Below are 19552 nucleotides of genomic sequence, written 5' to 3'. Positions count from 1 at the left end.
TGCCTCGATAGTCAGTCAATCACTTGTTTTCTAAGCGATCGAGGTAAGGATAGATGCAAATTATGAATTTAAAAAGGGCATCGATTGATGCCCTTAATAATTAGCGGAAGCGAATGTCTCGCCCGTGAGGCTCGTCAAGATCCTGCCACGGCCCGATGGAAATGATCCCGGTCGGGTTGATGGTTTTGTGGCTGCGGTAATAGTGGTTGCGGATGTGGTCCATATTGACCGTTTCCGCCACGCCCGGCAGCTGATAAATATCGCGCAGGAAACCGTACAGATTCAGGTAATCGCTGATGCGGTGTTTATCACATTTGAAGTGGGTGACATAAACCGGATCAAAGCGAACCAGCGTGGTCCACAGACGAATGTCGGCCTCAGTCAGCTGATTGCCCGTCAGGTAGCGGTGCTGGCCGAGGAGTTGCTCGACGCGCTCCAGCGACTCAAACACTTTACTCACCGCTTCATCGTAAGCTTCCTGGCTGGTGGCAAACCCGGCTTTATAGACCCCGTTGTTGATGCTGTCGTAAATCCAGTCGTTCAGCTCATCAATCTTGCCACGCAGGGCTGGCGGATAGTAATCGCCTGCACGAGCGCCCAGACCATCAAACGCCGTATTCAGCATACGGATGATTTCAGCGGATTCGTTGCTGACGATGGTGTGATTCTTTTTATCCCACAGCACCGGCACGGTGACGCGTCCGCTGTACTGAGGATCGGCGTGCAGGTAAAGCTGATACAGGAATTCATGCTGATACAGACTGTCGCCAGTTGTGCCCGGGAAGCTGTCATCAAAGGTCCAGCCGTTTTCAAACATCAGCGGGTTCACCACCGAAACATCGATAAACGGTTCAAGGCCTTTTAGTGCGCGCAGGATCAGCGTGCGGTGCGCCCAAGGGCAGGCGAGGGAAACGTACAAATGGTAGCGATCTTTTTCAGCGGCGAATCCGCCTTCTCCGGAGGGGCCTGGTGCGCCATCGGCGGTCAGCCAGTTGCGAAACGCTGACACTGAACGCTTGAAGCGTCCCCCGGTTGATTTTGTGTCATACCAGGTGTCATGCCAGACGCCGTCAATCAGTTGTCCCATGGTTCTCTCTCCTTCAAATGACAAAAGCGAGGAGCTATCTCCTCGCTTTTAGAAACTTCAGTATAGATGCCTTACCACTTTTTGTTCAGCACGCGGTCAATACTGAACGCGCCTGGACCGGTAATCGCCACCAGCAGGAAACCGCCAGCGATGGTCAGGTTTTTCATGAACATCAGCGAGTTAACACCTTCAGCAAAGTTGCTGTGGAAGATGAACGCTGTCAGCAGGGTGAAACCGGCAGTGAACAGCGCAGTGGTGCGAGTCAGGAAGCCAAACAGGATGGCCAGGCCGCCGCCAAACTCAAGCAGGATGGTCAGTGGCAGCAGTGCGCCCGGAACGCCCATGGCTTCCATGTACTGCTGGGTGCCCGCATAACCGGTAATTTTGCCCCAACCTGCAGTGATAAACAGGATTGGCATCAGAATGCGCGCGACCAGAACACCAACATCTTCTAATTTTTTCATTTTACTCTCCATCAAACCACACAGGCGGCCATATTGATTTATTGTGCAATTTCGCGGAGATACCGCGTACTTGCTGTCGATGGAAAGGAGTGTAATCGGGGCGGTGTGGGATTGTTAGCAAGGAAAACTGTCAGTCTTCTTCAAATATATTGAGTGTTGGAAGATTTGCCTGATGGCGCTTCGCTTATCAGGCCTACAGGGAAGGACAGCTTGTAGGCCGGGTAAGCGCTAGCGCCACCCGGCAATCAGCGCCACCCGGCAAAGGCAGCATTAACGCGACTGCTGCTGGCGCAACGTGCTTTTGACCAGTCGCCAGGCGCTCCAGGCGCCAAAACCGCGACGGCCCCAGCGTACCAGGAAGCGAGGATGGCGAACTGACCAGATGGCCATGATGCTGCTGCCAACCAACGCCCACGAGCGCAGGTTAAGCAGCGTGTTCCAGCCACGATCATAAACGCCGGTCGCTTCCATCCAGTCACGGCGGCTGGCGGAAAGATCCAGTCGCTGCTGCTGGATTTGGCTCAGCAGGTAAGCTTTTCGCTTTTGCAGCTCGAGCTTGCTACTCACGTTCGTCATCCTCAAGCAGTGCCCGGTCGTTCGCCAGCTCATTACGCGTGTGGCGTAAGAACGTTGAACGACGCGCTTTCCTGAGCGTCCAGATGCCGCCAATCAGCGCCAGCGCCAGCAGCACCACGGTGGTGGCTATCATGGCGTTAAGGCGATATTGCGGATCGACCGCCCAGATGACCAGCACCATCAGGCTCATCAGCCCAAAGGCCGCGAACAGCATGGTCAGGCCGAGCATCAGCAGCATCTGGAAGAGGTTGGCTTTCTCCTCTTCCAGTTCAACGACAGCAAGCCGCAGCCGGGTTTCGACCATCTCAACGATGATCGTCACGATACGCTGGCCGATGCCGAAGACGCTTTTCCCCGGGCCGTGTGTGTGATGAGAATCAGCCATAATTAACGGCGCGTCAGCAGCACACCCAAGACCAGCCCAACGGCCGCACCGATCCCGACGCCTGTCCATGGGTTTTCACGAACGTAATCGTCAGCATGGCCTGCCGCCTGACGAGCCTGTTTGGCGAGCGCATCGCTGGTTTCACCCAAGCGGTGACGGCTGTCTTTCAGAGCGCGTTCGGCTTTGCTGCGCAGTTTGCTCAGCTCTTCTTTGGATTTGTCGCTGGAGGAGTTCAGCACTTCTTCCAGGGTGTCGGTCAGGGATTTCAGCTCGGCACGCAGATTTTCTGAGGTGGTATCTTTTGACATGATTTTCTCCAGTGTAAGACGTTAGCTTTCCATTAACTCAATAGTCACGAGACTCCAGCGCTTTCAGTTCGTTCTGCGCTTCAGTGAGTTTGTGTTCACGTTTACTGATTTTCTCCGCATCGCCTTTGGTTTTGGCTTCTTCAAGGTCATGGCGTCGTTCAGCGACTTCTTCTTTCTGCTCCGCGATTTTCTTGTGATGATCCTCGCGCAGTTTACTGTCGCTGCAGTTGGCTTTGACTTCGCGTAATGCCTTGTTGAGGCCCTCAATACGGCTCTGGTTGTTATGCTTTTGGGCGTAGTGGATTTCGCGCTGGATGTCCTGTTCCTTCTCCTGACACGGGGTCACGGCAGAAGCGGTTGCACTGAGCATAACAAGACCAAAAGCCAGAACGATGCGGTATTTCATAGATGAAACCTTCCCTTGTGTCGTGGGTAATTTCAGGCATTACCAACCCATTCGATGAAATCAGGCGAGTGACTTCCGCCTGTTCAATCATAGTAAGTAAACGGGAAATCACCAAAGCCTGTGAAAAGATTCAGAATCCTGGAAGGGATTAACCGAAGCGGTGCGGGGTATCGCGAAGACGGGACAACCACTGCGGCGTCAGGTCTTGATCCTCATCCTGTTGGGCAATGATGTAGCCGTGCGGCAGCGTTCTGTCGAGCACTTCCTTGGCAGCTGCGCTCTGGTCGCTGGATTCAAATTTGATCACCAGGCCGTCATTTTGCGGCGTGATGCTCTTGAAGCGAATACCGTTGGCATCCAGGTGGTGCCAAACGGAAAACCCGTCAGGCATGCTGATGTTAGAGCTTAGCGGGCGAATGGCGAGCGTGGACTCGCGCTTTTGCAGCGCAGCCCACATCCACAGCATCGCGCACAGCAGAAGTAAAACGCCGAGGCTGATGCTGAACCGGCGAAGGGTAAAATTCCGAAACCCCATGGTTAGCTCCGGTTGCCGTATTTTTTCTTCCACAGAACGACCAGCGAGCCGATGAGGCCGAAGACCAGCAGCACGACAGGCAGCAGCATCAGGCAGGACATCAACGCGTCTTCGTATTTGAGGAACACCGGCGTTTTCCCTAACAGGTAGCCGAGCGTCGTCAGGATCAACACCCACAGCAGGCCGCTCATCCAGTTAAAGAACTGAAAGCGCGCGCTGCTCAGGCCTGAGAGGCCCGCAATGGTCGGCAGTAACGTACGGACGAAAGCGATAAAGCGGCCCACCAGCAGCGCAGACAGGCCATGCTTATGGAACAAGTGATGCGCGCGCTGGTGATAATGCGCGGGCAGATGAGAAAGCCAGTTCTGCACAATGCGGGTGTTGCCCAGCCAGCGCCCCTGAATGTAGCTCAGCCAGCAGCCCAGGCTTGCGGCTGTTGTGAGCAGTAACAGGGTTTGTGGGAAGCCCATCGCGCCTTTCGCAATAAGCACGCCAACCAGTACCAGCAGGCTATCGCCTGGCAAAAAGGCAGCAGGCAACAATCCGTTCTCAAGGAACAGGATCATAAACAACACAAAATAAAGCATGCCGATCATGGAGGGGTTCGCGAGGGTTTCGAAATCCTGGCTCCACAAGGCATTAAGTAATTGGGTTAACAGTTCCATTCACGATTCCTGGTACATCGATTAATGTCACGCCTGAACGCGTAGAAGTGCCGCACGAGGGTTGTCTTTTATCATTATGGTCGTCGGCGATGCGTTCTGAACTTTTCCATGTTTTTTTGACCTGGCGAAAGCCAAATCCGTAAACGTCAAAATGCATCTAAGTGTAACAAAGCCTCTGGTTTCACGTCACAGAAATTGCAGCTTGTTGCACATTGATTTTGCTGATTGATGGAGGGAAGGGCGAGGGACTTTACACAGGCTGACACTATATTTGGTTAACTTACCCTCAGGCCTGGGCTGAGGGTAAGATTATCCTTATTTTGAACCGGTTGCGGCGGTATCGAGATGAACAACCGGGTTTTCCGCAAATAAGTAACGATCGGCATTGAATTCAAAGTCATCGCTGGTTTCGTTAAACAACATCAGTTTGGTGTTTTCCAGATGCTGCCACATCGCCAGTTTTGCCGCGTGCGGGTCTTTGCGAATCAGTGCTTTAAGAATTTGGTCATGATCGTCACACCAGTTATCGACGGTGCGAAGATCGATATGATCGTGCAGTTTTTTCCAGTACGGGTTGTGAACGCGCTGAGTCCACATTTTTTCCACGATTGCCGCCAGCGCCGTATTTTGGGTGGCCAGCGCAACCTGCACGTGGAACTGAAGATCCCACTCTGAATCACGGAAGCACTTCTCTTTGCGCGCTTTCTCCTGGATCTCCATCAGCTTCATGATGTCTTGCTTGGTGACCTGAGTGGCGGCAAATTCGGCAATGTTACTTTCGATAAGCTGGCGAGCCTGTAGCAGCTCAAATGGCCCATAACTGGCGAATTCAAGCGATTCATCCGGCACCTGATAGTGCTTCGCCGTATTGGAAATGACATGAATGCCGGAGCCTTTACGGACCTCAACATACCCTTCAACTTCCAGCATGATGATGGCTTCACGAACCACCGTGCGGCTGACGTTTTTCTCATCGGCAATGAAGCGCTCTGCGGGGAGTTTGTCACCCACAAGATAGACGCCCTGCTCGATGCGATCTTTCAGCTCAGCAGCGAGTTGTTGGTACAAACGGCGTGGTTCAGTGATTTCCATATACGCTCCAGGAAGGGTACGGCATGAGAGATTTGTTATACCACTTTTACCGAATTCTCACCAGCCTGATACAGCAAAAAGCCGCCCTGAAGCGGCGGCTTTTGTCGAACTCAAATGAGGCTTAGTTTTGCGTGACCGGGCCGCCTACGGTTTGGGCAACCTCGACCGCCGGTTTGTTTTGCAGAACCGTCCAGATAACCAGCGCACCAATCAGGTCGAACACTGCCAGTACGGCGAACAGCGGGCTGAAGCCCAGTGTATCGGCCAGCGCACCGACCACCAGAGCAAACAGGGTGCTCGCGGTCCAGGCCGCCATGCCGGTCAGACCGTTCGCGGTAGCCACTTCGTTACGACCAAATACGTCGGAAGAGAGGGTAATCAGCGCGCCAGACAGAGACTGGTGAGCAAAGCCACCGACGCACAGCAGCGCAATCGCTACATAAGGGCTGGTGAACAGGCCGATCATGCCTGGGCCAATCATCAGTACCGCACCCATGGTGACGACAAGTTTGCGGGAAACAATCAGGTTCACACCGAACTTACGCTGGAACAGCGGGGGCAGATAGCCGCCAACGATACAACCCAGGTCAGCAAACAGCATTGGCATCCACGCAAACATCGCGATGTGCTTCAGGTCAAAGCCGTAGACTTTAAACATGAACAGCGGGATCCAGGCGTTGAAAGTCCCCCAGGCTGGTTCTGCCAGGAAGCGTGGCAGCGCAATGCCCCAGAACTGGCGGTTACGGATGATCTGCCAGGCAGACATTTTCTTGCCATTGTCTTTCTGGTGCTGAGCTTCCTGACCGCCGATGATGTAGTCACGTTCTTCGTCGGTTAATTTTTTCTGGTCACGTGGGTGTTTGTAGAAGATGAGCCAGGCCATTGCCCAGGCAAAGCTCAGCACGCCAGAAATGATGAACGCCATCTGCCAGCTGTGCATCACGATGGCCCACACCACCAACGGTGGCGCAATCATGCCGCCAATGGAGGAGCCGACGTTAAAGTAGCCAACGGCAACAGAACGCTCTTTCGCCGGGAACCATTCGGAGCTGGCTTTCAGACCAGCCGGGATCATCGCTGCTTCTGCCGCACCGACAGCACCACGAGCGACAGCCAGACCGCCCCAGCTTCCTGCCAGCGCAGTCGCGCCACAGAAACAAGCCCAAAGTACGGCGAACATCGCGTAACCCACTTTGGTGCCGAGCAGGTCAAGCACATAACCCGCGACGGGCTGCATCACAGTATAAGCTGCTGAATAAGCAGCGATAATATAAGAATATTGCTGAGTGGAAATATGCAGTTCTTGCATAAACGTTGGCGCGGCCGCAGCCACGGTATTACGGGTGAGATAACCCAGCACGGTGCCCAATGTCACCAGGGCGATCATATACCAACGTAACCCTTTAATTTTACGCATGTAAACCTCGTCGTTTTGTTTTATCCGCGCTTTGCACGGTCATCTTCCCACTTGAGGGGAGGATGATTAAGTAACGGTGAGGCGTAACAGGAAAACCTGATACGGCCCGAACCTTGCCATCAATAAACTTGCGAATTCGGTGTCCGTACCGATAACTCCGGAGTGTATTTCTCCGGTAATGCATTCCGTCGGCTTATAGCTTGCGACGGCAGGAAAGATAACTTGTCATACAACTTTAAAAGGTGAGAACCGTCACAAAAGCAGGAATAGCTGTAGGGTCTTTCTGAGCGGCGGAGAAAGCGAGAAATGGCGCGGTCTGGCGGGTTGTTTACCCCTTTTTAGGGATATTATTTGTCGGCTTTTATTGATCTGACTCACGAAAAATTCTTCGGTCGCTGGAAATTGGTGTGATAACTTTGACACCATTGCAGTTAAGCATCTGACGCACTCCTTCAGAGGAAGACGATAATGACTCAGTTTATGACCGAAGATTTCCTGCTCGACACCGAATTTGCCCGCCGTCTGTACCACGACTACGCGAAAGACCAGCCGATTTTCGACTACCACTGCCACCTTCCGCCGCAGCAGGTTGCCGAAAATTACCGTTTCAAAAACTTGTATGACATCTGGCTGAAAGGCGACCACTACAAATGGCGTGCTATGCGTACTAATGGCGTGGCCGAGCGCCTGTGTACGGGTGATGCCTCTGACCGTGAGAAGTTCGACGCCTGGGCAGCAACGGTGCCGCATACCATCGGCAACCCGCTGTACCACTGGACGCACCTTGAGCTGCGTCGCCCGTTTGGTATCACCGGCAAGCTGCTTTCGCCGTCTACAGCGGATGAAATCTGGAACCAATGCAACGATCTGCTGGCACAGGAAAACTTCTCTGCGCGCGGCATCATGCAGCAGATGAACGTGAAGATGGTCGGCACCACTGACGATCCAATCGATTCTCTGGAGCATCACGCGACCGTGGCGAAAGACAGCACCTTCACCATCAAAGTGCTGCCAAGCTGGCGTCCAGACAAAGCCTTCAACATCGAACAGGCCACCTTTGGCGACTACATGGCGAAGCTGGGCGAAGTGGCTGATACCGATATCCGCCGTTTTAGCGATCTGCAAACTGCGCTGGGCCGCCGTCTGGATCACTTTGCCGCTCACGGCTGTAAAGTATCTGACCACGCGCTGGACGTGGTGCTGTTTGCTGAAGCCAGTGAAGCCGAACTGGACGGTATTCTTGCCCGCCGTCTGTCAGGTGAAACGCTGAGCGAGCGTGAAGTGGCACAGTTCAAAACCGCTGTGCTGGTCTGGCTGGGTGGCGAATATGCTCGTCGCGGCTGGGTGCAGCAGTATCACATTGGCGCGCTGCGTAATAACAACCAGCGTCAGTTCAAACTGCTGGGTGCTGATGTTGGCTTTGACTCCATCAACGACCGCCCGCTGGCTGAAGAGCTCTCTAAACTGTTGAGCAAACAGAACGAAGAGAACCTGCTGCCGAAAACCATTCTTTACTGCCTGAACCCGCGCGATAACGAGGTGCTGGGTACCATGATTGGCAACTTCCAGGGTGAAGGAATGCCAGGCAAGATGCAGTTCGGTTCCGGCTGGTGGTTCAACGATCAGAAAGACGGCATGGAACGTCAGATGACGCAGCTAGCGCAGCTGGGCCTGCTGAGCCGCTTTGTCGGCATGCTGACCGACAGCCGCAGCTTCCTGTCTTACACCCGTCACGAATATTTCCGCCGCATTCTGTGCCAGATGATTGGCCGCTGGGTGGCTGCGGGTGAAGCACCTGCGGATATCCAGCTGCTGGGCGAAATGGTGAAAAACATCTGCTTTAACAATGCGCGTGATTACTTCGGCATTGAACTGAACTAAACCCTGAGGTTGGTTGATATGCAATACATCAAGATCCATTCGCTGGACAACGTGATTGTCGCGCTGGCTGACATCGCAGCGGGTCAGGAAGTGACCGTCGACGGTGAGACGGTTCGCCTGCAGTCCGACGTTGTGCGCGGGCATAAGTTTGCTCTGCGCGCGATAGCGAAAGGTGAAAACGTCATCAAATATGGTCTGCCTATCGGTCATGCGCTAACGGACATTGCGCCCGGGGAACATATTCATTCCCACAACACGCGTACGAACCTGAGCGATCTCGACGAGTATAGCTATCAACCCGACCTGCACACCTCGCAAAGTCAGGCGGCAGATCGTGATGTTCAGATTTACCGCCGCGCTAACGGTGAGGTTGGGGTACGTAACGAACTGTGGATCTTGCCGACAGTGGGCTGTGTGAACGGGATTGCGCGTCAAATTCAGACGCGCTTTCTGAAGGAAACGAGCGATGCCGAAGGCACTGATGGCGTGTTCCTGTTCAGCCACACTTACGGCTGTTCCCAGCTTGGCGATGACCACATCAATACCCGCACCATGCTGCAAAACATGGTGCGCCACCCGAACGCGGGCGGGGTGTTGGTGGTTGGCCTGGGCTGTGAAAACAACCAGGTCGATGCCTTCCGTGAAACGCTGGGGGATTTTGATCCTGAGCGCGTGCACTTCATGATTTGCCAGAAGCAGGACGATGAAGTGGAAGCGGGGCTTGAGCATCTGCATCAGCTGTACGAAGTGATGCGCCATGACAAGCGCGAGCCGGGCAAACTGAGTGAACTGAAATTCGGTCTGGAGTGCGGCGGGTCGGATGGCCTGTCTGGCATCACGGCCAACCCAATGCTGGGGCGTTTCTCAGACTACGTGATTGGTAACGGCGGCACCACCGTGCTGACGGAAGTGCCGGAGATGTTCGGCGCGGAGCAAATCCTGATGAGCCATTGCCGTGACGAAGCGACGTTTGAAAAAACCGTCACCATGGTCAATGATTTCAAACAGTACTTTATCGCGCACAATCAGCCGATTTACGAGAACCCCTCACCGGGCAACAAAGCCGGTGGCATCACTACGCTGGAAGAAAAATCGCTGGGCTGTACGCAAAAAGCGGGTTCCAGCCAGGTGGTCGATGTGCTGCGCTACGGCGAGCGTCTGAAAACCCACGGTCTTAACCTGTTAAGCGCGCCGGGTAACGATGCGGTAGCCACCAGTGCGTTAGCGGGCGCAGGTTGCCACATGGTGTTGTTCAGTACCGGGCGCGGGACGCCTTATGGCGGTTTTGTGCCGACAGTAAAAATTGCCACCAACAGCGAGCTGGCTGCGAAGAAAAAACACTGGATTGATTTCGATGCCGGGCAGCTCATTCACGGGAAAGCGATGCCGGAAGTGTTGAATGAATTTGTCGATGCCATCGTCGACTTTGCCAACGGCAAGCAAACCTGTAACGAGAAAAACGATTTCCGAGAGCTGGCGCTGTTTAAATCAGGCGTTACGCTTTAATCATCCAACGGCGCTGGCAACGGCGCCGCTTTTTTTTGTGTTACCAAAGGATGTTGCATGACCACGTATTGGCTTGCCCAGGGCGTTGGCGTCATCGCGTTTCTGGTTGGGATCACCACCTTTATCAATCGCGACGAGCGTCGCTTCAAGAAACAACTCTCCTTCTACAGCGCCATCATCGGCGTACATTTTTTTCTGATGGGCGCTTTTCCTGCCGGTTCCAGTGCCTTGCTCAATGCCATTCGAACGATGATCACCCTGCGAACTCGTAGCTTATGGGTGATGGCGATTTTTATCGCGCTGACGGGCGGCATTGGGCTGGCGAAGTTTCATCATCCGATGGAGCTGCTGCCGGTGGCGGGCACGGTTGTCAGTACCTGGGCGCTGTTTCGCCTACAGGGATTGCCGATGCGCTGCATTATCTGGTGTTCAACCGCCTGCTGGGTGGCGCACAACTTCTGGCTGGGATCGATTGGCGGTACGCTGATCGAGGGCAGTTTCCTGGTGATGAATGGAATGAATATTATTCGGTTCTGGCGGATGCAGAAGCGGGGGATTGATCCGTTTAAAGTGGAAACGGCACTTCAGGAAGAAAGCCCTTCCGCGGTGCGCGGAAGGGCTGCTGATTAGCTGTGCAGAGCGTTTTTTGCCAGACGCTCGTCTTCAGCCAAACATGCCGCCGCGGTGAACAGCACGTCAGTAGACGAGTTCAGCGCGGTTTCGCAGGAGTCCTGCAACACGCCGATAATAAAGCCGACGGCCACCACCTGCATGGCGACATCATTCGGAATACCGAACATGTTACAAGCCAGTGGGATCAGCAGCAGCGAACCGCCTGCCACGCCGGAAGCACCACACGCACAAAGTGCCGCCACCACGCTTAACAGCAGCGCTGTTGGCACATCGACCGAAATACCTACCGTATATACAGCCGCCAGCGTCAGCACGGTAATGGTGATGGCCGCGCCCGCCATATTGATGGTCGCACCCAGCGGAATGGAAACGGAATAGGTATCGCGGTCGAGGTTAAGCTTCTCCGCCAGCGCCATATTCACAGGAATGTTAGCCGCGGAGCTACGGGTGAAGAACGCATACACGCCGCTTTCACGCAGGCACATCAGCACCAGCGGGTACGGGTTACGGCGAATCTTCCACCACACCAGCAGCGGGTTGATCACCAGCGCCACCAGCAACATACAGCCAATCAGCACCACCAGCAGATGCGCATAGCCCCACAGTGTTTCAAAACCGGTGGTCGCAAGGGTGGAAGAAACCAGACCAAAGATGCCGATCGGGGCGAAGCGAATCACCACTTTCACAATGAAGGTGACGGCGTTAGACACGTCGTTAATCAGGTTTTTGGTGCTGTCATTACCATGGCGTAACGCGAAGCCCAGACCCACAGCCCACACCAGAATACCGATGTAGTTGGCGTTCAGCAGAGCATCAATCGGGTTCGAGACCATGCTCATCAGCAGGCCACGCAACACTTCCACAATGCCCGATGGCGGCGTGATATCGCCCGCGCCGGTGCTCAGGTGCAAAGTAGAAGGGAACAGGAAGCTAAACACCACGGCGGTCAGTGCCGCAGAGAACGTGCCCAGCAGATAAAGAAACAGGATCGGACGAATACTGGTTTTCTGGCCGTGCTGGTGGTTGGCGATGGACGCCATGACCAGCATCAGAACCAGCACCGGGGCGACGGCTTTCAGTGCGCCAACGAACAGCGTACCGAACAGGCCAACCGCTTCAGCGGCAGGTTTGGAAATCCAGGCCAGCAGAATACCGAGCACCAGACCAACCAAAATTTGTTTAACCAGGCTGCCGCCAGCGAGACGCTGCAGCAAGCCAGAGGGGCGTTGCGTAGTCATTTAACTTTTCCTTCAGTCGTAATGTCGTTTCATCCCGGCGACTCTCTGGTCACGTTTGGCAGGATGTAACAAATGTTTGCACGGTTGAGTATAAAGATGTTCAGGCAGTGGGGAAGGGGAAAGTGCTGATTATTTCGTCCACGTCTTGTTTTTTAACTGTTGACTAACATTTATTTGACATAAACCACAAAAGAAAATGGCCCGGCGGCACTTCGTTTGCACGGTCCTACAAACTTATCCTTTGTAGGCCCGGCAAGCCTGCGCCGCCGGGCAATGAGATTAGAGCTGCTGCTTTTTATCGTTCTGGTGGTTCACCCACATATTGATAAGCAGGGTCAGCACCAGAATGCCAAACACCACGCCAAGCGAGATAGCAATTGGGATGTGGTAGAAATCAACAATCAGCATCTTGATACCGATAAACACCAGAATCACCGACAGACCATACTTCAGCATGGAGAAGCGTTCTGCTACGCCCGCCAGCAGGAAGTACATCGCACGCAGGCCGAGGATCGCAAACAGGTTAGAGGTCAGCACAATGAACGGATCGGTCGTCACAGCGAAGATAGCCGGGATGCTGTCTACCGCGAAAATCACGTCGCTCAGCTCGACCAAAATCAGCACCAGCAGCAGCGGCGTGGCAAACAGCAGACCGTTCTGACGCACGAAGAAACGCTCGTTCTCAATCTTATCGGTCATACGCAAATGACTACGGATCCAGCGCACCAGCGGCTTATCGCCGATCCCCGAGTCGTCATCTTTCGCCAGCGCCATCTTCACGCCGGTAAACAGCAGGAAGGCGCCAAACACATACAGCAACCATTCAAACTGAGAAATCAGCCAGCTTCCGGTGAAGATCATGATAGTACGCAGCACGATCGCGCCCAGTACGCCATACACCAACACGCGGCGCTGCAACGCAGCCGGTACAGCGAAGTAGCTAAATAGCATCAGCCACACGAAGACGTTATCGACAGCCAGCGATTTCTCAATCAAATAACCGGTGAGGAAAGCCAGTGCCTGTGGATCGGCAACGGCGCGGCCCTGGGTCTGAACGAGATACCACCAAAACGCCAGGTTAAACAGCAAAGAGAGGGTGACCCAGACCAGCGACCAACTTGCTGCTTGTTTCATGGTCATGGTATGCGCGCCACGACGGCCCTGTAGTAGCAGGTCGACGGCCAACATAATGACGACCACAACAGCAAATCCGCCCCAAAGCAACGGTGTGCCGACAGTATTCATAATCTTTCCTTTAAGCAAAAAAAAACGACTAACGTCCAAAAGACGATAGCCGTTATGGGATTTTTTGCCCGGACCTCGCCTTTCGGCAAGGTCTCACTTACAACAGGAAAGATCTCAGCATGCTGAACCCTTTCCTGTTGCCCGGCGACCGGATGCTTTCGCATCGTAATGACGATCCACCGGCAAACAAGTTACTCCCCATTGCGTGTGACAAAGTATTACAGAGCATCGACACCGTCAATGCCCTGTAACACCTGTTTTACATTCTTTTACGCGGTCGTACTTTGGTTCACACCATCTGCCGGGAAGACCACACCGGTCTGACGACGGATTTCCGTAGAAAGCTTCGCGGTGGTACGGCTCACGGCGAGCCCTGGATGATTTACTTCATTTTTCTCGACCAGGCGCGCAAACAGTTCTGCTTCGTACAGCATGGTATTGATATGCTGCGGCTGGGTAAGATCCTGCGCTTTGCCGCCACGCGGCACAAAAGACACTTTCTGGCATTCGGAAATTTTTTCGACAACCAGTGAACCGTCTTCGCCCTGAATTTCGCTCGGCAGGACCGAATCGCTCACCTTTGAGTGCTGTAGCGTCACGCTGAAATCGCCGTAATCCAGCACCGCCACGCCGTGTGCATCCACGCCACTTTCCAGCAAGGTCGCGGTTGCTTTCACGCTGTGCGGCTCGCCCCACAAGGCCACGGCAGACGCCAGGCAGTAGAAGCCGATATCCATAATCGAGCCGTTAGAAAAGGCCGGATTAAAGGTATTTGGGTTTTCACCGTCGAGATAGCGCTGATAGCGGGAAGAGTACTGACAGTAGTTGATCAGCGCCTTACGCATCTTGCCCACTTTGCTCAACGTCTGCTGCAATTGCAGGAAGTTCGGCAGGCTGGAAGTCTTAAACGCCTCGAACAGCACAACCTGATTTTCACGGGCAATCTCGATGGCTTGTTCCACTTCGGCAATGTTGGACGCCAGCGGCTTCTCGCAGATCACATGTTTTTTGTGGCTCAGAAACAGCCTGGTCTGCGGGAAGTGCAGCGAGTTCGGGCTGGCGATATACACGGCATCAATGACATCGCTTTGCGCCATCTCTTCCAGGGAAGTGAACAGATGTTCAACCATATAGTCGCTGGCGAAAGCCTGGGCTTGTTCCAGACTGCGGGAATAGACGGCGGTGAGCTTATAGCTGCCGGTTTCATGGGCGGCATCCACAAACTGGCGAGTGATCCAGTTTGTGCCAATGACTGCGAGACGAATCATGAGAATTCACGTACTCCAAAAAAGGGACCTTTTGCCACTTTAGCACGGCATCATGACAAAACCAGTGCGCCCTCACGCAGAACCAGGCAGCGACAACTGAGTGAGCCACAGATTTGTATTTCGAGACTTAAACTATATTAATTATTCATTGTTATAATTATAATTTGTTTAGTGAATAAACTCTTTGCCTAATATTATGGAAATAAATACCAATAAGTAGAGTTGATATTTGTTCATGGTATTATTAATAATTTGTTTAACCCTGGTGACTGGTGTTCATCCGCACTTAATGGTGATACTGTTTTTTTATCTCACAATGGCAAATGTAAATCTATGTTTTTAAAAGGTGAGAGGAAGCCAAAATGGAATTTATCGATATGGCTTTGCAAGCTCAATATTGATTAGCCATTTTCTATTGCACTGAGTTTCGGGAGGCATAAATGGAGTTAGCAGATACCCAAAGAAAAACAGATATACTGAGTCTGATAGGGAATACGCCAGTTGTTAATATTTTAAATAGTGAATACCCTAAGGCTGATGTTCGTCTTAAACTTGAAGCCTTTAATCCAGGTGGTTCGATTAAAGATCGGGTTGCCTATGAAATTATCACAGAAGCTGAAGATCGTTCCATCATTAAACCTGGAGATGAATTAGTTGAGGCAACGTCTGGAAACACGGGCATTGGCATTGCGTGGATCGGTCGGTTAAAAGGCTACAAAGTGACTATCTTCACGCATGATAAAATCAGCACTGAAAAGCTAGCACTGCTTAAATATTATGGGGCATCAGTATTGGTTATGCCTTCCGATACTCCAATAAATTCAAGCGATCACTATGTGAACGTAGCGGCTAATTATGCCTCTGAGGCAGGGCGTTTCTTTTGTGATCAGTTCAATAATATTGCGAACACAAACTCACATTACAAAAAAACGGCACCAGAGCTATGGCGACAGGGAGGGTCTGAAGCTGATGTTGTCATCTGCGGTGTAGGCTCTGGGGGAACTTTGTCCGGGATTCAGAAATATTTCAAAGATAAAGGGAGTGCTGCCAGGTTTATTGTGGCAGATCCCATGGGGTCTATTTATTCATCATATTTTTGTAATGATAATTATATTCCTCAACAATGGTGCGTTGAAGGAATTGGTTCTAATTTTATACCTGGTATTCTTTGTAGAAACATGGCAGATGATGTTGTTACAGTGAGTGATGACGAATCATTCTCAATGTGTGATTTTATTCGTAGAAATTACTCTATAGACATTGGTCTCTCTACAGGAACGGCTGTTGCAGCAGCGGCCTTTATGCTAAAAGAAAATAATGCCCTGCGGATCATGGTTATTTCCCCGGATTCAGGTGAACGCTATATTTCAAAACTGCAGAAAATTTAGAGGATCGAATGAATTCTTTTAAGCGGATTACAGCATCATTAGAATCATTGAAAACACCATTTTATCTCTATGATAAAAGAAAAATTGCCAAAAGCATCCAGAAATTAAAGGATTGCTTTTGGGAGGATAACTATAAGATATTATATGCCATGAAGGCAAATTCAAACATTGTAATCATAAAGCTTATGGGAGATGCTGGTTTTGGTATTGATGCGTGTTCTAATGAAGAGGTGAGGCTTTCTTTCCTGTGTGGCATAAAGAGCAAAGCTATTCACTATAATGCTGACTGCATGAGCCCTGACGAAATAGACTTCGCTATTAGAAATAAAATAAATTTAACAATAGGTTCTATGGATGCCTTAACATATGTTTCAAACAGGTATTCAGATATAAAAATTTCGATAAGGATAAATACTGGTGTCGGTGCGGGGCATTCTGATAAAGTTATTACTAATGGTGAATATTCTAAATTCGGATTTCATCCTTCTGAGTTAGATGATGTTCGTATTTTATGTGACGTTTCATCACTCACAATTTGTGGTCTACATACCCATACGGGTTCTGGTGATATGGACATTTCTGGCTATATAAACAGTGCCAGAGTGCTTGCTGTGATATCATCATCCTTCCCTTTACTGGAGTTTCTGAATTTTGGTGGGGGATTTGGTTTCGATTATAAAAATGGAGATGAATATAATATTGATGGAATTCATTCATTCTTGAATCAACTAAGGAGTGAGTTTCAGATTTCTGATGACGTAAATTTTATCATTGAGCCCGGTCGCTACCTTGTTGCAGATTCAGGTGTACTGATCAGCAAAATATCTTCCATTAAATATCATCCTGCGAGAAGTTTTATCGGTCTCGATACTGGGTATAATCATTTCGCCAGATGCTTTTATTATGGCGCATGGCATAAAATTGAAAATATAACTCGTTCTGATTCAGAACTGACAACATACGATGTTGTAGGGTATCTTTGCCAGTCAGGAGATGTATTTGCCAGAGACAGAATATTGCCTAAGAGCCAGGTCGGTGATTTAATTTGCATACAAGATGTTGGGGCATATGGCTTCTCAATGAGTTCGGGTTTTAACTCTCGAGTAAAACCTGGTGAATATCTATTAGAAGAGGATGGGCAGATTCGAATGATCCGCCGCCCTGAAAAATTTGAAGATATCGTATCAACATTTATACTGGATTAAATATGAGCATAGCACTGGAAAATCTTTTACCCATTCTGGCTGCATTTATATTGGGTTATAATATTCGACGAGTACTACCATCATTATCGATGCCTCTGGTGGACAAAATATCAACGGTATGTCTTTATTCCCTACTTATTTTGATGGGAGTAACCATTGGCCAGATTCCTGACATCATTAAACAAATGAATCATGTCGGTATCAGTGCGCTGAGCGTCGCTTTTGCTTCTTCTTTCGCAATAGCCGTTGTTCTGGCTATCTTCTACTCAGGAATTTCACTGACGAAAGCAGAGAGTCAAGTAGGGCAGTCTTCATTCAATATCATAGGATACATTAAAGATCCGTTATTACTTGCCAGTTTGGTCGTATTTGGATTTGTCATTGGTTACCGTCAGTATGTGCCAATGATAGATTATGGATTGTTGATTTCTGTACTGCTTTATCTCCTCATATTTATTATCGCAATAAAATTATCAAATTCAGGAATGTCGATTAAAGAGATATTTTTTAATCGACAAAATCTTGTCATGACAGGTCTCACTGTAGTGGCATCTTATCTTGGTGCGGCACTGGTATCGTTATTTATTCCCCTGAGTTTAGTACAGAGTCTGGCTGTGAGTTCAGGATTTGGCTGGTATACCCTTTCTGGTCTGTTATTTACAAAAATGGGAGACCCCTTATTGGGTTCTGTCGCCTTTCTTTGTGACTTATTCCGGGAAGTCTTTGCTTTGCTTCTTATCCCGACGCTTTCACGTATAGGGAGTGGGAATGTTGCGATAGGTGTTGCAGGGGCGACAGCAATGGATGTCACCCTCCCGATCATTGAAAAGCATTGTGGTATTTCTTATGTCCCCGTCGCTCTGCTTTCTGGAGGAATCATTACGGTCATGGTTCCTTTTTTAATCCCATTCTTTTTTAGTCTCTAGGAGTATCGAATAATGACAATACGGCTTTTTGATGAAAACCCTTATGATGGGAACTTTCAGGCGATCGTGACATTTTTGGGTGAAGGATTTATTATACTCGACAAGACATTATTCTACCCACTTTCAGGTAATCAACAATGTGATAAAGGCACGCTCAATGGTGTTGAGGTTAGTACAGTGGAAGTCGACGTACAGGATAAACATCATCTTGATTTTAATGCACCTATCAAACATTTTATTGATACAAAATTATTTACACAAGGACAGCAAGTCAACGGTGTAATTGATGAGAGCATCCGTCGAAAAACAATGCGTCTGCATACAGCGAGCCATCTCGTCGAACATTATCTAAGTCTGAGTGCGGATTTTATTTCAGTAGAAGGTTCATTTGTGAATGACAAAAAAGATCGCACTGATTATTGCCTTGCTGAAAACCTGACTGCGGACTCATTGAAGAAACTGGAAGATACCGTCAATGAGTTTATCGGTACTGGTGAGCCAGTGTCATTTAAACAACAGAATAATCTTCGTACCTGGTGTTGTCGTGATATTCAAATGCCATGCTGTGGTACCCATGTAAAAAACATTTCAGAGGTTGGTGAAATTAAACTCACAAAGAAAAATAAAGGCAAAGGCATTAATCGAATTGAAATATACTTATCAGATGAAAATAAATAGCCTTTGCATAATTTAGTCTCAAGGTTCGTATAAGCACTCTGCGTTTGCTGAGGGCATCCGGATGCAGCCCTCACGCAGAACCAGGCAGTGACAACTGGGTGAGCCACAGGCGGGTATCAAACTCAAGCTGGTGATACTGCGGTTCCATGTGGCAGCACAACTGATAGAACGCTTTGTTGTGGTCTTTTTCTTTTAAATGCGCCAGTTCATGCACCACAATCATCCTTAAGAAGGCTTCCGGTGAGTTACGGAACACCGTGGCAACACGGATTTCTGCCTTTGCTTTCAGCTTGCCGCCCTGAACCCGGGACACCGCCGTGTGCAGCCCCAACGCATTTTTCAGCACATGGATTTTGTTGTCGAACATCACTTTGTTGATGGGGGGAGCACTGCGCATATAGCGGTTTTTCAGTTCCTGAGTGAAGGCCCAAAGCGCTTTATCATTCGTAATATCATGGCTTTCCGGATAGCGCTTTTTCAGAACGTCGCCAAGGCGCTGTTCGGCAATCAGGGTGCGAACCTGGGCAAGAAGATGTTCGGGATAACCACTTAAGTACGTCAGTTCGCTCATGCTTGTCTCGGATTGCAGGAAAAAAGGGTATACTCACGGCCCCCCAAACGGGGATTCCACCGAATTTTATCATCCAGG

At 50.6% G+C, this 19552-nt stretch carries 22 protein-coding genes; 8 read left to right on the top strand and 14 right to left on the bottom strand.

Annotation, left to right across the window (positions count from 1 at the left end):
- Nucleotides 1-100 precede the first annotated feature (100 nt).
- The 10 genes from ACI2I2_RS08350 to ACI2I2_RS08305 form a co-directional block, all read right to left on the bottom strand.
- A complete protein-coding gene (locus tag ACI2I2_RS08350; protein ID WP_404657507.1) occupies nt 101-1087 on the bottom strand; it encodes a glutathione S-transferase family protein in 987 nt (328 codons plus the stop codon).
- 71 nt (nt 1088-1158) lie between these two features.
- On the bottom strand, nt 1159-1551 hold the full coding sequence (locus tag ACI2I2_RS08345) for a DoxX family protein (RefSeq protein WP_404657506.1): 393 nt from the start codon (nt 1549-1551) through the stop codon (nt 1159-1161).
- 270 nt (nt 1552-1821) lie between these two features.
- A complete protein-coding gene (locus tag ACI2I2_RS08340; RefSeq protein ID WP_330985626.1) occupies nt 1822-2118 on the bottom strand; it encodes a YqjK-like family protein in 297 nt (98 codons plus the stop codon).
- A complete protein-coding gene (locus ACI2I2_RS08335; RefSeq protein ID WP_330985627.1) occupies nt 2111-2512 on the bottom strand; it encodes a phage holin family protein in 402 nt (133 codons plus the stop codon). The genes ACI2I2_RS08340 and ACI2I2_RS08335 overlap by 8 nt, the downstream gene beginning before the upstream one ends.
- A 2-nt stretch (nt 2513-2514) precedes the next feature.
- The gene (locus ACI2I2_RS08330; protein WP_404657505.1) at nt 2515-2820 is read right to left on the bottom strand and encodes a YqjD family protein; all 306 of its coding nucleotides are present in this window, start codon (nt 2818-2820) and stop codon (nt 2515-2517) included.
- 37 nt (nt 2821-2857) lie between these two features.
- On the bottom strand, nt 2858-3226 hold the full coding sequence (locus ACI2I2_RS08325) for a DUF1090 domain-containing protein (protein ID WP_404657504.1): 369 nt from the start codon (nt 3224-3226) through the stop codon (nt 2858-2860).
- Between the two features lie 148 nt (nt 3227-3374).
- Entirely contained in the window at nt 3375-3761 is a 387-nt protein-coding gene (gene mzrA / locus ACI2I2_RS08320) for an EnvZ/OmpR regulon moderator MzrA (RefSeq protein WP_404657503.1), read from the bottom strand.
- Between the two features lie 2 nt (nt 3762-3763).
- Nucleotides 3764-4426, bottom strand: coding sequence for a DedA family general envelope maintenance protein YqjA (yqjA, locus tag ACI2I2_RS08315; protein ID WP_404657502.1), 663 nt, complete (start codon nt 4424-4426; stop codon nt 3764-3766).
- A gap of 315 nt (nt 4427-4741) precedes the next feature.
- Nucleotides 4742-5518 carry a transcriptional regulator ExuR gene (gene exuR, locus ACI2I2_RS08310; RefSeq protein WP_404657501.1) on the bottom strand — a complete coding sequence of 259 codons (777 nt, stop codon included), beginning with the start codon at nt 5516-5518 and terminating at the stop codon, nt 4742-4744.
- A 121-nt stretch (nt 5519-5639) separates the two neighbouring features.
- The gene (locus ACI2I2_RS08305) at nt 5640-6935 is read right to left on the bottom strand and encodes an MFS transporter (protein WP_404657500.1); all 1296 of its coding nucleotides are present in this window, start codon (nt 6933-6935) and stop codon (nt 5640-5642) included.
- A gap of 468 nt (nt 6936-7403) precedes the next feature.
- Between ACI2I2_RS08305 and uxaC the strand changes: the two genes are divergently transcribed.
- The 3 genes from uxaC to ACI2I2_RS08290 are packed head-to-tail and all read left to right on the top strand — an operon-like array spanning nt 7404 to nt 10952.
- Complete coding sequence (uxaC, locus tag ACI2I2_RS08300; protein ID WP_404657499.1) at nt 7404-8816, top strand: glucuronate isomerase; 1413 nt, start codon at nt 7404-7406, stop codon at nt 8814-8816.
- Between the two features lie 18 nt (nt 8817-8834).
- Nucleotides 8835-10322, top strand: coding sequence for a UxaA family hydrolase (locus ACI2I2_RS08295; protein ID WP_404657498.1), 1488 nt, complete (start codon nt 8835-8837; stop codon nt 10320-10322).
- Between the two features lie 57 nt (nt 10323-10379).
- Entirely contained in the window at nt 10380-10952 is a 573-nt protein-coding gene (locus ACI2I2_RS08290; RefSeq protein ID WP_404657497.1) for a YgjV family protein, read from the top strand.
- Here the strand turns inward: ACI2I2_RS08290 and sstT are convergent.
- Entirely contained in the window at nt 10949-12193 is a 1245-nt protein-coding gene (gene sstT, locus ACI2I2_RS08285; protein ID WP_404657496.1) for a serine/threonine transporter SstT, read from the bottom strand. The genes ACI2I2_RS08290 and sstT overlap by 4 nt on opposite strands.
- A gap of 279 nt (nt 12194-12472) precedes the next feature.
- Nucleotides 12473-13438, bottom strand: a complete 966-nt coding sequence (locus tag ACI2I2_RS08280; RefSeq protein ID WP_404657495.1) for a TerC family protein — start codon at nt 13436-13438, stop codon at nt 12473-12475.
- Nucleotides 13439-13557: 119 nt separating this feature from the next.
- Here ACI2I2_RS08280 and ACI2I2_RS08275 point away from each other — a divergent pair, with 119 nt between their 5' ends.
- Entirely contained in the window at nt 13558-13689 is a 132-nt protein-coding gene (locus ACI2I2_RS08275) for a hypothetical protein (protein WP_404657494.1), read from the top strand.
- Between the two features lie 18 nt (nt 13690-13707).
- On the opposite strand, the gene ACI2I2_RS08270 is transcribed toward ACI2I2_RS08275, so the two are convergent.
- Nucleotides 13708-14706 (bottom strand): Gfo/Idh/MocA family protein, encoded by a 999-nt coding sequence (locus tag ACI2I2_RS08270; RefSeq protein ID WP_404657493.1) that lies wholly within the window; start codon nt 14704-14706, stop codon nt 13708-13710.
- Nucleotides 14707-15146: 440 nt separating this feature from the next.
- Between ACI2I2_RS08270 and ACI2I2_RS08265 the strand changes: the two genes are divergently transcribed.
- The 4 genes from ACI2I2_RS08265 to ACI2I2_RS08250 are packed head-to-tail and all read left to right on the top strand — an operon-like array spanning nt 15147 to nt 18903.
- Nucleotides 15147-16094, top strand: coding sequence for a PLP-dependent cysteine synthase family protein (locus ACI2I2_RS08265; protein WP_404657492.1), 948 nt, complete (start codon nt 15147-15149; stop codon nt 16092-16094).
- A gap of 8 nt (nt 16095-16102) precedes the next feature.
- On the top strand, nt 16103-17299 hold the full coding sequence (gene lysA, locus ACI2I2_RS08260; RefSeq protein WP_404657491.1) for a diaminopimelate decarboxylase: 1197 nt from the start codon (nt 16103-16105) through the stop codon (nt 17297-17299).
- 2 nt (nt 17300-17301) lie between these two features.
- Nucleotides 17302-18225, top strand: a complete 924-nt coding sequence (locus ACI2I2_RS08255; RefSeq protein WP_404657490.1) for a lysine exporter LysO family protein — start codon at nt 17302-17304, stop codon at nt 18223-18225.
- Between the two features lie 12 nt (nt 18226-18237).
- Nucleotides 18238-18903 carry an alanine--tRNA ligase-related protein gene (locus tag ACI2I2_RS08250; RefSeq protein ID WP_404657489.1) on the top strand — a complete coding sequence of 222 codons (666 nt, stop codon included), beginning with the start codon at nt 18238-18240 and terminating at the stop codon, nt 18901-18903.
- Between the two features lie 70 nt (nt 18904-18973).
- Here the strand turns inward: ACI2I2_RS08250 and ACI2I2_RS08245 are convergent, their stop codons facing one another.
- On the bottom strand, nt 18974-19474 hold the full coding sequence (locus ACI2I2_RS08245) for a M48 family metallopeptidase (protein ID WP_404657488.1): 501 nt from the start codon (nt 19472-19474) through the stop codon (nt 18974-18976).
- Nucleotides 19475-19552: the final 78 nt, after the last annotated feature.

Origin of the sequence: Scandinavium sp. NPDC088450, from assembly GCF_044900545.1 — a bacterium.
Taxonomy (GTDB): domain Bacteria; phylum Pseudomonadota; class Gammaproteobacteria; order Enterobacterales; family Enterobacteriaceae; genus Scandinavium.
This window is presented reverse-complemented; position numbering and strand designations above follow the sequence as displayed.

Bases quoted from the DNA above. Each gene is read 5' to 3' on its own strand.
- ACI2I2_RS08275 (WP_404657494.1), top strand. From the start codon at position 13,558: ATGCTGAACCCTTTCCTGTTGCCCGGCGACCGGATGCTTTCGCATCGT.
- yqjA (WP_404657502.1), bottom strand. From the start codon at position 4,426: ATGGAACTGTTAACCCAATTACTTAATGCCTTGTGGAGCCAGGATTTC.
- ACI2I2_RS08350 (WP_404657507.1), bottom strand. From the start codon at position 1,087: ATGGGACAACTGATTGACGGCGTCTGGCATGACACCTGGTATGACACA.
- ACI2I2_RS08255 (WP_404657490.1), top strand. From the start codon at position 17,302: ATGAGCATAGCACTGGAAAATCTTTTACCCATTCTGGCTGCATTTATA.
- uxaC (WP_404657499.1), top strand. From the start codon at position 7,404: ATGACTCAGTTTATGACCGAAGATTTCCTGCTCGACACCGAATTTGCC.
- ACI2I2_RS08335 (WP_330985627.1), bottom strand. From the start codon at position 2,512: ATGGCTGATTCTCATCACACACACGGCCCGGGGAAAAGCGTCTTCGGC.
- mzrA (WP_404657503.1), bottom strand. From the start codon at position 3,761: ATGGGGTTTCGGAATTTTACCCTTCGCCGGTTCAGCATCAGCCTCGGC.
- sstT (WP_404657496.1), bottom strand. From the start codon at position 12,193: ATGACTACGCAACGCCCCTCTGGCTTGCTGCAGCGTCTCGCTGGCGGC.
- ACI2I2_RS08290 (WP_404657497.1), top strand. From the start codon at position 10,380: ATGACCACGTATTGGCTTGCCCAGGGCGTTGGCGTCATCGCGTTTCTG.
- ACI2I2_RS08325 (WP_404657504.1), bottom strand. From the start codon at position 3,226: ATGAAATACCGCATCGTTCTGGCTTTTGGTCTTGTTATGCTCAGTGCA.
- ACI2I2_RS08280 (WP_404657495.1), bottom strand. From the start codon at position 13,438: ATGAATACTGTCGGCACACCGTTGCTTTGGGGCGGATTTGCTGTTGTG.
- ACI2I2_RS08265 (WP_404657492.1), top strand. From the start codon at position 15,147: ATGGAGTTAGCAGATACCCAAAGAAAAACAGATATACTGAGTCTGATA.
- ACI2I2_RS08330 (WP_404657505.1), bottom strand. From the start codon at position 2,820: ATGTCAAAAGATACCACCTCAGAAAATCTGCGTGCCGAGCTGAAATCC.
- ACI2I2_RS08345 (WP_404657506.1), bottom strand. From the start codon at position 1,551: ATGAAAAAATTAGAAGATGTTGGTGTTCTGGTCGCGCGCATTCTGATG.
- ACI2I2_RS08270 (WP_404657493.1), bottom strand. From the start codon at position 14,706: ATGATTCGTCTCGCAGTCATTGGCACAAACTGGATCACTCGCCAGTTT.
- lysA (WP_404657491.1), top strand. From the start codon at position 16,103: ATGAATTCTTTTAAGCGGATTACAGCATCATTAGAATCATTGAAAACA.
- exuR (WP_404657501.1), bottom strand. From the start codon at position 5,518: ATGGAAATCACTGAACCACGCCGTTTGTACCAACAACTCGCTGCTGAG.
- ACI2I2_RS08245 (WP_404657488.1), bottom strand. From the start codon at position 19,474: ATGAGCGAACTGACGTACTTAAGTGGTTATCCCGAACATCTTCTTGCC.
- ACI2I2_RS08305 (WP_404657500.1), bottom strand. From the start codon at position 6,935: ATGCGTAAAATTAAAGGGTTACGTTGGTATATGATCGCCCTGGTGACA.
- ACI2I2_RS08295 (WP_404657498.1), top strand. From the start codon at position 8,835: ATGCAATACATCAAGATCCATTCGCTGGACAACGTGATTGTCGCGCTG.
- ACI2I2_RS08250 (WP_404657489.1), top strand. From the start codon at position 18,238: ATGACAATACGGCTTTTTGATGAAAACCCTTATGATGGGAACTTTCAG.